This is a genomic window from Vibrio sp. 378 (assembly GCF_033339435.1).
The window spans coordinates 1-852 of sequence record NZ_JAWOUO010000311.1 but is presented as its reverse complement, the minus strand read 5'-3'; the positions used below and the strand labels follow the sequence as shown (position 1 = coordinate 852).

General features: G+C 49.4%; 1 pseudogene. It reads left to right on the top strand.

Annotation, left to right across the window (positions count from 1 at the left end):
- Positions 1 to 852 (top strand): annotated as a pseudogene (locus R7Q48_RS25920) (TAXI family TRAP transporter solute-binding subunit); the annotation flags it as partial.

The following is an 852-nucleotide window of genomic DNA, read 5'->3' as shown; positions in this document are numbered from 1 at the left end:
TATCGCGACAAATGCAGCGGCGGAAGAGCGCAGCTACATCCTTGCGACCGCTTCTACTGGTGGCACTTACTACCCAGTAGGGGTAGCTTTGGCGACATTAAGTAAAGTGAAACTCGCACCAAAGCACCACTTCTCCCTTTCTGCTATCAGCTCTGCTGGCTCTGGTGAAAACGTCAAACTATTGAATGAAAACGAAGCACAATTTGCGATTTTGCAAGGTTTGTACGGTGCGTGGGCTTGGTCGGGGGAAGGTCCTTACGAGAAAAGCGGTCGCCAAGAAAAGCTGCGTTCAGTCTCAATGCTATGGCAAAACGTTGAACACTTCATTGTTCGTAGCGACTTAGCAAAAACCGGTACGGTTAGTGATCTGAAAAACCTCGAAGGGAAAAAGTTCTCTATCGGTAAAAAGAACTCCGGTACTGAGAACTCAGGCCGTCAGATCATGAAAGGCCTGAGTGTTGACCCAGATAAGTTCAACCTTGCCTTTATGGGGTATGGCGGCAGTGCAAGTGCGCTACAAAATGGCACTATCGATGGCATGAACACGCCAGCAGGTGTTCCTGTTGGGGCGGTGACGCAAGCATTTGCGGCGCTAGGCAAAGATATCTCGATACTTTCGTTCACTGACGAGCAAATCAAGCAAGCCAACGGCAACTACAAGTTGTGGACCAAGTACGACATTCCTGCCAACACTTACCCAGGTTTAGATAAACCAATCACGACGATTGCTCAGCCCAACTTCCTTGCGGTTCGAGACGATATCTCGGAAGAGGACGTTTCCTAACTGACGAAAGCCATTTACGAGAACCGTCCGTTCCTACACGGCATCCACAAAGCAACCAAAGCGATGGC